The 13,258-nt window shown below is 60.0% G+C and carries 9 protein-coding genes; 2 read left to right on the plus strand and 7 right to left on the minus strand.

The window, feature by feature from the left end:
- Positions 1-67: 67 nt before the first annotated feature.
- The 4 genes from LGM42_RS14825 to LGM42_RS14840 form a co-directional block, all read right to left on the minus strand.
- The gene (locus LGM42_RS14825) at positions 68-349 is read right to left on the minus strand and encodes a PAAR domain-containing protein (RefSeq protein WP_081066583.1); all 282 of its coding nucleotides are present in this window, start codon (positions 347-349) and stop codon (positions 68-70) included.
- Positions 350-412: 63 nt separating this feature from the next.
- Positions 413-1,216 carry a lysozyme inhibitor LprI family protein gene (locus LGM42_RS14830; protein WP_226232572.1) on the minus strand — a complete coding sequence of 268 codons (804 nt, stop codon included), beginning with the start codon at positions 1,214-1,216 and terminating at the stop codon, positions 413-415.
- Positions 1,217-1,235: 19 nt separating this feature from the next.
- A complete protein-coding gene (locus LGM42_RS14835; protein WP_059573859.1) occupies positions 1,236-2,951 on the minus strand; it encodes a glycoside hydrolase family protein in 1,716 nt (571 codons plus the stop codon).
- A 28-nt stretch (positions 2,952-2,979) separates the two neighbouring features.
- Positions 2,980-5,745 carry a type VI secretion system Vgr family protein gene (locus tag LGM42_RS14840; RefSeq protein WP_226232573.1) on the minus strand — a complete coding sequence of 922 codons (2,766 nt, stop codon included), beginning with the start codon at positions 5,743-5,745 and terminating at the stop codon, positions 2,980-2,982.
- 933 nt (positions 5,746-6,678) lie between these two features.
- Between LGM42_RS14840 and LGM42_RS14845 the strand changes: the two genes are divergently transcribed.
- A complete protein-coding gene (locus tag LGM42_RS14845) occupies positions 6,679-7,116 on the plus strand; it encodes a hypothetical protein (protein WP_059574314.1) in 438 nt (145 codons plus the stop codon).
- A 102-nt stretch (positions 7,117-7,218) separates the two neighbouring features.
- On the opposite strand, the gene ppx is transcribed toward LGM42_RS14845, so the two are convergent.
- Positions 7,219-8,733, minus strand: coding sequence for an exopolyphosphatase (gene ppx / locus LGM42_RS14850; protein WP_060011517.1), 1,515 nt, complete (start codon positions 8,731-8,733; stop codon positions 7,219-7,221).
- A 278-nt stretch (positions 8,734-9,011) separates the two neighbouring features.
- Between ppx and ppk1 the strand changes: the two genes are divergently transcribed.
- The gene (ppk1, locus tag LGM42_RS14855; RefSeq protein WP_059573862.1) at positions 9,012-11,075 is read left to right on the plus strand and encodes a polyphosphate kinase 1; all 2,064 of its coding nucleotides are present in this window, start codon (positions 9,012-9,014) and stop codon (positions 11,073-11,075) included.
- Positions 11,076-11,163: 88 nt separating this feature from the next.
- Here ppk1 and phoR read toward each other — a convergent pair whose 3' ends face one another.
- Entirely contained in the window at positions 11,164-12,483 is a 1,320-nt protein-coding gene (gene phoR, locus LGM42_RS14860) for a phosphate regulon sensor histidine kinase PhoR (RefSeq protein ID WP_059573863.1), read from the minus strand.
- A gap of 57 nt (positions 12,484-12,540) precedes the next feature.
- Entirely contained in the window at positions 12,541-13,242 is a 702-nt protein-coding gene (gene phoB / locus LGM42_RS14865; RefSeq protein WP_006750313.1) for a phosphate regulon transcriptional regulator PhoB, read from the minus strand.
- Positions 13,243-13,258: the final 16 nt, after the last annotated feature.

Here is a 13,258-nt window from a genome sequence, read left to right on the forward strand (position 1 = left end):
CCGCACGCCTGCTCACGGTCCACAATCCGGCATGTAAATCCGAGCTAAGTCGATCACCGAGGTGACACTAGTCTCCGACCTGCGTAGCGGTGCTGCCAATCAACATGCAACCGCATTCGGTGTGGTGGCCATGTAGCGCGACACGCTCGCCGCCAATTGTCAATGTTGGATGTGCTTCAATGATCTTGTTAATGCCGTGCGATTTGCCATCGGGATATTTCTCTGGGCAGTCAACGAGATCATGCAGACGAGCAATCGCCTTACCTCCAATCGTATGGATATCCGAGCCGCTGATCACGCGCCCCCCATGCGATGTCATATCTCCGACCACGATGATAGCTAGTGCCATTTTGCACCTCAACAAAGTTGAGAACGAGTTTCTGCGTGTTGTCTGGACAGAGGTGCGCGCGCATCAATCACCTTCTTGATTGGATTCCTCGTCGGGATAAGACGGGTAGGTGCTTGCTATCCTACCTTTGATGTAGGCTATGCGGCCGTTATATGCCTTCATCAAACACGCGTTATCACTACAGGAATTCCGTACTGTCTTGATCCAGTTGATTTGATTCAGTCTCACTGGATCTTGGTATGAAATTTCTTTCGAATTGGTCAGCATCATCGCAACGTAGCCACGATTGACGGTCGCATCGAGTTTAATCAGATCTGGATTCTTGCATATAAGGTGTTCGACATTCGTTGCGGCTTTACTGCAGTCGAAACTTTGCTCCGCATTTGCTGGCGCATGGGTCTGACGCGCGAAGGCGTACGCCCAAGAACCGTCGAGCAGCACCATCTCGTCCTGCGATCGATAGATCATCGCAGATCGGAGGCCCGAGCAGAGCGGTGCGTCGACATCACCCAGAATATAGGTATCCGTCAGCGCCGCGCCTTTCGCATGGAACTTCGCGCTCAGAAAGGCATTGAATTTGTCTCTGGAACCGAACGAGTGAGAGATGACCGGGTCGACATAGAAGTTCATTTTCTTGTCGATCTTTACGTTGCAACTGTGCCCGGTGTAATGAAGTGCAAACGCACTGTCATCGAAAGTGAGAAAAGCTGCGGTCTGGGGATTGACCGGAAAGGGCAACTGGTGTGTGTCATGTCCTTGTTCGAACTGCGCTGCACCTATCATTCGATATATTTCCTCGGCCGATGCATGCGCCGGCCCAAAGACCACCGACATCAGGAGGATTAAGCTCAGTGTGATTTTCTTCATGAAAAAAGACATCGTTCGTTTAATGGTTGGAATTGTAAGTGCCTAGGCAAAACATGTCGTGCTCTCGTTCGCGGCGCGTCTTGTTTTCGATATCCAGGAATTCGACAGGTGCTCCAGTGTAGTCACCGTTGTTCAGTTTACGACACAGACTTGGCGCTTTGCTCAGACTGCCCATGTTAAAGGCGAGCGAGACCAGTGCATCGTACTCGTGCTGGTAGAGCGGTACGCTGATCGCATTCTTGACACGACCTTCGATCACCGCGACATCGTTGTCAAAAAGTGTCTGAGCCTCAGCAACGGTTATCTTGCTCGACATTGCAATGTACCCGTTCGCCGCACAACTGCTTTCGGCAATCAGGTGACCCCAGCCAACCGTGCAGTAGCCCTTACTGTCGTTGTAATAGTAAGTATTTGCCTTCGCAGTGTCATAGTGCACACCCTCCCACCCCTTGATAAATGCCTTGCCTTGATCCGAAATTTTCAATTGCGCTATCGGGATCCGTTGACCAGTAGGCTTGAGAGGAGGGGCATCGAGAAATGTCGCCTTGTAGCCCTCCTGCAGAATCGCAAGCGAATCGATCAAGTCGCTGCGACGCTGGAACGGAGCGGCCAACGATGATCCATTCAGTTTCGAGTGGGGATCGAATCCGAGAGCGCCCGAATACGTCTCGAAATGGAGCATCGACACATTTTCGCTTCCGACGACATGCAGCGGGGTACCGTTGCCCTTCAACAGCACTCCGCTGTTAGCAAGAACTTGCCCCTGGCTTACTGTGTCTCCGATTTTCACCTTTGTGGACGATGGATCGACTTCGCCGTACAAAGCGATAAACTCTCGGCCATCAGAGGTCTTGTGATGAATACTGATTTGCCAAGTTTGGCAATAGAAAAATTCGCATTTGATAACAACACCCGGTGCAATCGCTACGATCGGAGTGTGTGCCTGCACGTAAAGGTCGCGGGCCGCATGCTTCCGACCGCCAGCGCGATTCGCACCAAATCTTGCTTGATCATGACCACCGCCATGTAAAGGTTTGGTCCATGTATAGTCCGACGACGTCGTTCCGTATACGCCACCCTCGTCATTTAGCGGGCGGGTTTGTATCGGAAAAATTATAGGTGCAGCGCCCTGACGAGGTACCGAAGTCGGGGCTCCGCTATCGTTGTTCGGATGATCGTTCTGCGGTGGGCTACCCGGTGGATTTGGTTTCTTTGGCGTCGGCTCATCCGATTTCCGAGTCTCGGCCGGGGGGACCTTCAATTTTTGGCCTACGACGATGAGGTCTGATTTCAGTCCGTTCACCCGCTTGAGCAAATCAACGCTCGTATGATATTTCTTCGCGATTGTCGTCAGATTGTCGTGCGACTTGACAACGTAAGTGCCGCGCCAGTAATTGCCTTTCGCCGTATCGTCGACTTTGGTCGGCAACTCATGCTTGGTCTTCGGACTGGTCAGATTGAAGTAGGCCTGGGACAGAGACGCGTTCAAACGCGCGACTTCCTTCATCGTATCGCTAGTCCAACGCTTCACATGCACAGATAGCGCAGTGCCCATTTGAACCGAGAACCGGATGGCACCCTCCGCATTTGTCGATGCGGCGTGATAGACCTGATTCGCGCGGTCTTCCATACCCTTGATCTCGATTTTCAAATCCTGGATCGGTCGGCCAAAGTGATCCTTGAAATAGACCGTTACGGCGGACAGAGGATCAGTGTTGGTATTCGGGGCGGTCATGATTTTTCCGGATTGGCTCGAATGGCGTTCAGGCGCTGTGATTGACGTAATGATCCGGATCGTCTGGAGTAGCTTCGCCGGAATCGCTGGACGATGGGGCTACCGATTCGACTAGCCAGGACCCTTGAGTGCCGACGAGTACCTGGAGGGTCTCGGGTTGGTCGGTCGTCAAGCGTGGCGTGCGACCATGCTCATCGAGAGTACCCTGAGCGACCACCTCACCATTCTCCCGTCGCGCCGTATATTCGACCTCGCCGAATTCTCTCTGCCAGTAGATATCATAGACATCGAGTCGGTTGCTGAATGCTTTGGGCATGTCAAAACCGGGTACGACGACAGGTAGCGACTTCGGGCCCGGCAGCGCATGGTTGCCTGCATAGGCGGTCCATTGCGCGGGCGTACCATGCTCGATTCCTGCACCGCTGATTCGGATATAACTACCGCGCGCGTTGAGCAGGATTTCCTCGGCGGCGGTGATCTCGATCCGACGCTTTGCGCTGATCAGTTTCAGAACCTGATCGGCGATAATCTCGACATTATCCGACTGCGCCTGGATTTCTACCTTACCCTTTGCTGCGAATAGCTTCATCCCCGCATTCTTAACGAATAGGCTGACTTTTTCGGCCACGCTTGCGATCAATGATTTCCCTGCAGCCAGATGCGTGCTTTCACCGCTGACGATATTTACATGCTGGTCAGCCGTGATCTGCGTCGACTGTTGCGTTGATGTCGCGATACCGGCCGGGCTCGCGAACAACATGATCGGGGCCTTGAAACCGTTCGCACTGCCGGTACCGCCACCGGCGGTGCGACCTCCGGTAGAAGTGCCGGCAACACTTGCCTGCGTCGCGTCGGTAAATGCACGCAACGCATCATAGCCTGCGCTGAGACTCTCAGCGCGATGCCCTGCACTTGCATCAGAAAGCGACTGGACAACGCTTTCCGCATTGACGAGCTGGCTGGTCGCGTGACGCGCATCCATGGGCTGTTTGACCGATGCGTCGTAGCTTGAGACGAAAAGCCCCTGCGCCGCACGAATTGCGCCGTGAGCGTCCGATTTCAAATCGAAACCGCTGCCGAGATAGGGGCCGCGGGTGTTACCGTCCTGATCGATGAGATAGCCGAGGTGGAGGAGCGTGTTCGAACTGCTGCTGAACAGCCGAACACGATTCTGCGCAGTAGCGTCGTCCAGGACCATCTCGTTGTAGCCAGCACCTGCATACTCTTTCGATCGGTAGCCCGACAGGATGCCATTGCTGTGCCATTGCGGCTGAACGCTCCCGTTGTAAACGCGATGCAGCACGATGGGCCTGTCACAGTCACCTCCGACATAGCCAACCAGCACTTCCTCCCCGACTCTCGGAACGTGTACGCTCCCGTAACCTCCGCCCGTATCCGATTGTGCGACTCTCACCCAGCACGAGGCATTCGCGCCCCCTGAACTTTGACGGTCCCACACGAACATGACCTTGACGCGGTTCAATGCGTCCGTATACACCTCTTCGCCCTGCGGCCCGACGACGATTGCCGTCTCCAACTCCATCGTCGGCTTCTTGTGTTCGAAGGGACTCCGATACGGAACTGTGACACGCTGCGCCTCGACTTCGACCAGATAAAAACCGGCCGAGCCATCTTCATGAGTGACGATCTCACCCGATTGCTCAAACTTTGCCTGTGCTAGTTCGCTCTGCAAGCTATATGGAAAGCTCGCTTCGTGATTCGATAGCGGCAGATTGTTTTCAACGTACCGACGCACTTTGATCGATGCGAATTCTCGGTGCCCGGCTTGATCACGATCGTGCTCAGGATGGCCAATCAGTACAAAACGGCGGCCGGCATCAATGGCCCGAACGCCCCCCATGCCAAGAAATCTCTTCGCTCTCGATTCCCATTCCTCTAGATGAATCTTCGAGAGATGTTCACCGCGATCCCGGTTCAGATACGTGTAGGCGCCGGTATATTCGTAGACTTCCGTCTGTTCCGGCAAATTTCCTTGACCGGCCATCGTCGGCAGCGTCGTACCTTTCGGGTTGGCAATAGACGATGGTGCCTTGTAGTCAAACGTACGCGTAGTATGTACGGTACTCTGCAATGTCCGCGAGCCTGCCCATTGCGTAAAAGCATCCGTTTCGCCAGTCGCGCCTGATTTGGAGAACTCGACTGGATTGGGAGATACCTCATCAAGCGAGTAAATGTCATCGGTTACGATGAGCCTGTGTGACTTCCCCTCGTTGTCCTGGCGCCAAAAACCGAACAAGCCTTCTTCTTCCATCAATCGATGGACAAAATTCCAATCGGTTTCACTCTGACGGCAGTACGAGCGCGAGGGTAACGTCTTCAGCAAGGCGAATTCGAATTGTCCCCGCGCTTGTGGATGCGCATTGAATACATCGGTGAGGATGGCGTCAACGCTCTGGTCCTGCCAGTACCGCATATCGCTGCGGAACTTTAGGAAATGCATCCATGAAGCGAAGGCCAACTGATAGCTTGAAAGGCCTCCGTCAGTACCGAGTCTGCGAGCTGTATGAATGTATCCGTTGATCGGTAAATAAGACTTGTTCGCTTGCTGCAACCAAAGGGTCATCGGCTGAGCAATCAGCGTTTTGAGCTCAATATCACCTGCTGTGGATACCATGTCGAGCGTGACACCGAAGTCACGGCCAAGCTCGGAGTAAGTCACCGCCCGACGCGGGACAAGCGCATTCTCCGGCAGCGATGGGATGCTCGTCTTGAGCAGGCGATCTTGCTGGATCAGGCCGCCACGAATTGCCTGAGCCACTTCGGTCATGTTCATGCGTTATCCATCTTGTTGTTTTTTGCAAGCCCCAATGGCCTGCGCTCTCACAGGAACGGCTTCCCGTTATGTCGCCGCAATTTTAGCGATACCGACAGGCCTTGAGAATGTATCTTGACCGTGAAAACAACACTATGATCTGACAAAAATTCATACACTCGTCTGCGAGAGGCCGGGCTTAATGCGCGTAGCGCCGTCATTTATTACTCATTCAACACAATTTCCTTTCATATACATTTCCAAATCGCGATGTAGTCGAGTGTCCGTGCAATCATGATTCCGGCGGCCGCACCGGACAGATGCTCGAGATGCGGGGGCTCGCGTTTAGACGCAATCGGCGACAGTAAATCGTTAGTGAGAAATTCTCTGAGTCGCGCTTGAGCATCAGCAATAACGTAGGGCGGGGAATTCAGTAATTGCTCATCGCGGAATATGCCAATCGTATCCGTCGCGGCACGCCACGCCCTGTACGCGAAGGCGCGAATATGGGCGCGTCCGATTATCTTGGGACACGCGCACCGGACACCGATCGATGCCGTGGCGCTTGACCCGCAATGCGACTCGGTCGCCGCTCGCCGCTACCGATAAACGGCCCGTGGCTGCACTGGCGGGGCGACAACTAGCGTCCTTGCCCGCCCGCTGCTTTTTCTCGCTATCGCTCATCGTTCGACTCGGAATCAGAGAGCCGCAGGTTCGAACCCTTTCGCTCCGACCAAGGAATCAAGGGGTTCCGGTTGACGACTGTAGCCCCATTTACGTTGACGGGCGCTTTTTTCCCGGCCCTCGAATCGCACACCCGTTTTCCGTGTCCGCAGCAGTACGGCCCGGCACGGACCACCCGCCGCATCGACGCGCCCGCGCCTCCCCACCCAGGCCCGCGCACGGAACTTGCTGGAACACGCGATAATACGTGTGAACAACCCGCAACCGCGCATGAAAAACAACATTCTGGAAACCGCCCTGTGTGCGTCGCTACTCGTGCTTGCGACCACCGCCGGCACTGCGTCGGCGAAAGCGCTCGACGACGCGCTCGACTGCCATTCGACCGGGCACAAGTTCGTCGCGCCGCTGCTCGCCGCCGGCGACATCCAGTCGGAGCCGATGCACGTCGAGTCGAATTCGGTCAATGCATTCCGCACGAACCACCCGCTGACGGCGTACGGCTTCGGCGTCTATGTCGTGCTCGGCTACCAGGCGAACGACCCGATCTTCCGTCCGGGCGACGGCACGCCGATCGGCGACTGGGCCTACGGCGTCGTCGTACGCGGCACGAAGGGTTCGGTGGAGGAAGCCGTACGCAAGGCCGGCAGCGACGCAACCGTCAAGCAGGCGTTCCCGTTCCTGACCGCGATCGTCTGCTCGTCGGATTGAGCAAATCGGCAGCACGAACCCGCGGGCGCGCCTGACGGGCGCCGCCGCGGATCACCCATGACCACGGGACCTCGAGCGCCTTGCGGGGCCCGCTATCGCCCCTCACGCGCCGGTATACACCACCCGATACGGAATACCGACCTTCTCCCACTCCGCCGCCTCCTGGCTGAGGCTATAGTCGGTCAACGGGTTCTGCTCGACCCATGCGTTCGGCAAACGCACCTCGTACCCGCCCTTCTTCATCTGCGAAACCGAGATGTCGGGCAGCCCCGCATCGGTCCGGCGCCGACACAGCAGCGCAGCGAGCCGCAGACAGAACAGCAGCGGCCACTCGACCTCGCGCGCCTGAGACAGCTTGCCGAGCTTGCCCGCATGGCCGAGCACGAGCGCCGCGAGCCGCGCCTGGTCGGTACGCGAAAAACCCGGCATGTCCGCATTGCTCGCGATATAGGCCGAATGCTTGTGATACGCGCTGTGCGAGATCGACAGGCCGATTTCGTGCAACGCGGCCGCCCAGCCGAGGAACATCCGCCCTTCCTCGCGCGCTTCCTCGTCGCCTTCCTCCAGCTCGTCGTAGAAGCGCACGGCGAGCGCACCGATCCGCTCGGCCTGCGCGCGATCGACGCCGTAGCGGCGCGTGAAACCCTCGACGGTCACCGCCCGCATGTCCTCGTGCTGCGTCCGGCCAAGCAGGTCGTACAGCACGCCGAGGCGCAGCGCGCCGTCGGTCGTATCGACGTAGTCGACACCCAGCTCCTCGAATACCGCCAGCATGATCGCGAGGCCGCCCGCGAGCACCGGCACGCGGTCGGGCTTCAGCGCGATCAGCTTCAGCCGGTTGACATTCTCCGCCTTGATCAGCGCACGCTTGAGCCGCTCGAGGCCGCCGCGCGAAATGCCGTGCGTGATACCCGGATCGTTGAAGCCGTTCGCCTCGACGAGCTCCGCGAGCGCGCGCGCGGTGCCGGACGAGCCGATCGCCTGGTCCCAGCCGGCCTTCTTGTACTCGCTCGAAATGATCTGGATCTCGCGCTTGGCCGCGAGTTCGGCCTGCCGCATCGTGTATTCGTCGACGTTGCCGGCCGGGAAGAACGTGCGGCTATGGCTCACGCAGCCGATATAGAGGCTTTCCATCACGATCGGCGTGTAGTGCGAGCCGATGATGAATTCGGTCGAACCGCCGCCGATATCGACGACGAGCCGCTTGCCGGCGCTCGCCGGCACCGAGTGCGCGGCGCCCGCATAGATGAGGCGCGCTTCTTCGCGGCCCGCGATCACTTCGATCGGGAAACCGAGCGCCGCCTCGGCCTCGCCGAGAAATTCGGCGGCGTTCTTCGCGACGCGCAGCGTGTTGGTCGCCACCGCGCGCACATGGTCGGGATGGAAATCGCGCAGGCGCTCGCCGAACCGCTTGAGCGCCTCCCAGCCACGCTCCTGCGACGCGCGGTCGAGCATCTTGTCGCTCGACAGCCCCGCGGCCAGCCGAACCGGCTCGCGCAGCGCATCGACGGGATAGATCTGGCTGCCGGCCGGCGTTTCCTCGACGCGCCCGACGATCAGCCGGAAGCTGTTCGAGCCGAGATCCACGGCAGCCAGCAAGTGGGGAGTTGTAACCATCAGAAGGGGCTCCGTGCGCGTTCTTCCGCGGCAGCCGTTCCGGCAACCGAGGGCGGTCAATCAAAGGCGACATTTTAAGCGTGGAACGCTTGCCGTTGCCACGCTTGACGGGCATGCACGCCGCTCGACTCCATATAGCCGAAACATTTATGCGACGAAAGGGTTACGGCGTAGAATTTCCGGATATAAAGGCATTATTGTCATCAGCACGTCATCGTACCGTGAGAGTTTCCGAGCGTCTGTTCGAATCATCGCCTGAATTACCCTCTACCCTGCCGATGTCCGTCCGTTACCCGCTTCTCAATCGTGAACTCGGCATCCTCGGTTTCAACGAGCGCGTGCTGGCCCAGGCGGCCGATCCGCATGTCCCGTTGCTCGAGCGCCTGCGTTTCATCTGCATCACCAGCAGCAATCTCGACGAATTCTTCGAAGTCCGGATGGCCGGCCTGCAGGAGCAGATTCGCGACAACCCCGGCGCGCTGACGCCCGACGGCATGTCGTTGCAGCACGCTTACGATCTCGTCGTCGAGCGCGCCCAGCGGCTCGTCCATCGACAGTACACGATGCTGCACGAAACCGTGCTGCCGGCGCTCGAACAGGAAGGCATCTACTTCCACGCGAGCGACACGTGGAACGACGAGCAGCTCGAATGGGCGCGGCGCTACTTCCTCGACGAACTGCTGCCCGTGCTGACGCCGATCGGCCTCGATCCGGCCCACCCGTTCCCGCGCGTGCTGAACAAGAGCCTGAACTTCGTCGTCGAGCTCGAAGGCCGCGACGCGTTCGGCCGCCAGGCCGTGATGGGCATCGTGCAGGCGCCGCGCGCGCTGCCGCGCGTCGTGCGCATGCCGCATGCGCTGTCGGGTTTCGAGCACGGCTTCGTGCTGCTGAGCTCGTTCATGCAGCGCTTCGTCGGCGAACTCTTCCCGCAACTTGTCGTGAAGAGCTGCAATCAGTTCCGCATCACGCGCAACAGCGAGCTGTTCGTCGACGAAGACGAAATCACGAACCTGCGTGTCGCGTTGCAGGGTGAATTGCCCGCGCGCCACCTCGGCAATGCGGTGCGCCTCGAAGTGTCGGCCGACACGCCGGCGCACATCGTGCGGCGCCTGCTCGACGAAAGCGAGCTCGGCGACAAGGACTGCTATCGCGTGGCTGGATCCGTGAATCTCGTGCGCCTGATGCAGATTCCCGACCTCGTCGATCGTCCCGACCTGAAGTTCACGCCGTTCACCGCGTCGACCCCCGCGGCAATCGCCAACGCGCCGACGATGTTCGACGCGATCGACGCCGGCGACATCCTGCTGCACCACCCGTACGAGAGCTTCCAGCCCGTGCTCGAACTGCTGCAGCAGGCCGCGAGAGACCCGAGCGTCGTCGCGATCAAGCAGACGATCTACCGCACCGGCACCGACTCGCCGCTGATGGACGCGCTGATGGAAGCCGCGCGCAACGGCAAGGAAGTGACCGTCGTCGTCGAGCTGCTCGCGCGCTTCGACGAGGAAACCAACATCAACTGGGCATCGCAGCTCGAAGCGGTCGGCGCGCACGTCGTATACGGCGTGGTCGGTCACAAGTGCCACGCGAAGATGATGCTGATCGTGCGCCGCGTCGTCGAGGGCGGCAAGGCGTCGCTGCGCCGCTACGTGCACCTCGGCACCGGCAACTACCATCCGCGCACCGCACGCCTGTACACCGACTTCGGGCTGATGACGGCCGACCAGAAGATCTGCGAGGACGTTCATCACGTATTCCAGCAACTGACCGGGATCGGCGGCGAACTGACGCTGCACGAACTGTGGCAGTCGCCGTTTACGCTGCATCCGCGCATCATCGATTCGATCCGCGCGGAGATCGACAATGCGCAGGCCGGCAAGCGCGCGCGGATCGTCGCGAAAATGAACGCGCTACTGGAGCCGTCGGTGATCGCCGCGCTGTACGAAGCGTCGCAGGCCGGCGTCAAGGTCGACCTGATCGTGCGCGGCGTCTGCGCGCTGAAGCCCGGTGTGCCGGGGCTGTCGGAAAACATCACGGTGCGCTCGATCGTCGGCCGCTTCCTCGAGCACCACCGCATCTACTATTTCCACGCGGGCGGCGCCGAGGACGTCTATCTGTCGAGCGCCGACTGGATGGACCGCAACCTGTTCCGCCGCGTCGAAGTCGCGTTCCCGATCCGCGATCGCAGGCTCAAGCGTCGCGTGATCGCCGAAGGGCTGTCGGTGTGCCTCGGCGACAACCAGTCGGCCTGGCAGATGCACAGCGACGGCCACTATCGCCGCCGCCGCACCGGCAAGACGATCCGCAACGCGCAGCTCGGATTGCTCGCGAAGTTCTGTTCGTGAGCCGCCCGCGCGATGCGGGTCGCGCGTCGCGCCGGAATGAAAAAAGCAGCCCGCGGGCTGCTTTTTTCAACGGCGGGCCGCTACGCGATCATGCTTCGTAAGCGGCCGGCCGGATCGCGATGACGCGCGAGCCCGGGAACCGCGCGGTGAACGTACTGCCGCGCCCTTCCTCGCTCTGCACGTACAGATGCGCGTCGTGCCGCTGCAGCACGTGCTTGACGATCGCGAGCCCGAGGCCCGTGCCGCCCGTGTCGCGCGAACGGCTGCGATCGACCCGGTAGAAGCGCTCGGTGAGCCGCGGCAGGTCGGCGGCCGGGATCCCGAAGCCGCTGTCCGTGACGGAAAACACGCCCTGCGCGCCGTCGCGCCGCCACGACACGGCGATCTTGCCGCCGTCCGGCGTATAGCGGATCGCGTTCGTGACGAGATTCGCGAACGCGCTGAACAGCTCCGTCTGCGCACCGGTGACCCCGAGCGTCTCGTCGATCGAGAACGTGATGTCGTGATGCCCGTTCGACAGCGTGTTCGCATCTTCCTTCAGATGGTCGAACACCGCCCGCATGTCGATCGCGCGATCGACCGGCGGCTTGCTCTCGCCTTCGAGCTTCGCGAGCACCAGCAAGTCGGTCACGATGTGCCGCATCCGCGACGCCTGCTGCTCCATCATGTCGAGATAGCGCGCGCGATCCTCCTCGTTCAGCGGCAGCTCGCGCATCGTCTCCAGAAAGCCCGACAGCACGGTAAGCGGCGTCTTCAGCTCGTGCGACACGTTCGCGACGAAGTCGCGCCGCATCGCGTCGGTGCGCTCGAGCTCGGTGATGTCCTGCGTGAGCAGCAGCTTGCGGTTCTCGCCGTACGGAAACACCTGCACGGCCAGCACGTTCTGCCGCGAATCGCCCATGCCGCGCATCAGCAGCGTGTCCTCGTAGTGCTGCGCATTCAGGTAGCGGACGAAATCGGGATGACGCACGAGGTTCGTGATGTGCTGGCGCAGGTCGCGCTTCGCATCGAGGCCGAAATGGACTTCGGCGATCGCGTTGCACCACTCGATCTGGTCGTGGTCGTCGAGCATCGCGACGCCGTTCGGCGACGCCTGGATCGCCTGGATGAAGCGCGAGTGCTGCTGTTCGACCTGCCGCACCTGCGCATGCCATTGCTTCGCGAGCTTGTGCAGCCGATAGTAGATCTCGCCCCAGATGCCCGGCGCGCTCGGCACTTCGCCGTAGACCGGCGCATCGAGCAGCCGCCACAGACGCTGCGTATGGAAGGTGCTGAAAAAGCCCTGCGCGACCAGCATCACGACCACGAACACGAGGCCCGCGGTCGGGCCGGCGAACACGCCGACCAATACGCCGATCAGCACGAGCAGCACGAGCGACACCAGAAAGCGCGCCCAGATGATGTTCATGATTCAGCGTCCGAAAGAATGAACGGCATGCCGCGGCACACGGCACGCCCGAGTACGTTACGCGTGCTTGGCGAGACGGTAGCCGCTGCCGCGCACGGTTTCGATCATCGCATCGCAGCCGGCCGGTTTCAAGGCCGCGCGCAATCGCTTGATGTGGACGTCGACGGTGCGCTCCTCGACGAACACGTGGTCGCCCCACACCTGGTCGAGCAATTGCGTGCGGCTGTGCACGCGCTCCGGATGCGTCATGAAGAAATGCAGCAGGCGGAACTCGGTCGGGCCGAGATCGAGCTTGATCTCGCTGCCGTCCCCGTGCGCGGCGACGCGATGCGTGGCCGGATCGAGGCGCAACCCGTTGATCGACACGACGTCCTCGGTCAGCTGCGGCGCGCGGCGGCGCAGCACGGCCTTGATGCGCGCCATCAGCTCCTTCGGCGAGAACGGCTTCGTCACGTAGTCGTCCGCGCCGATTTCGAGGCCGAGCACCTTGTCCTGCTCGTCGCCGCGGGCGGTGAGCATGATGATCGGGATATGCTTGGTCCGTTCGTTGTTGCGCAGGTCGCGCGCGAACGCGATACCGGACTTGCCCGGCAGCATCCAGTCGAGCAGCACGAGATCGGGCAGCACGTCGCTGATCAGGTTCTGCGCCTGTTCGGCGTTGTACGCGCGGATCGGGCAGTGACCGGCGTGCTGGAGATTCACCGAGATCAGTTCGGAAATCGCGGGCTCATCTTCAACGACGAGAATGTTGCTGGGCATCGGCACCTCTGTTCTT

The organism is Burkholderia sp. AU39826, from assembly GCF_020419965.1.
Taxonomy (GTDB): Bacteria; Pseudomonadota; Gammaproteobacteria; order Burkholderiales; family Burkholderiaceae; genus Burkholderia; species Burkholderia semiarida.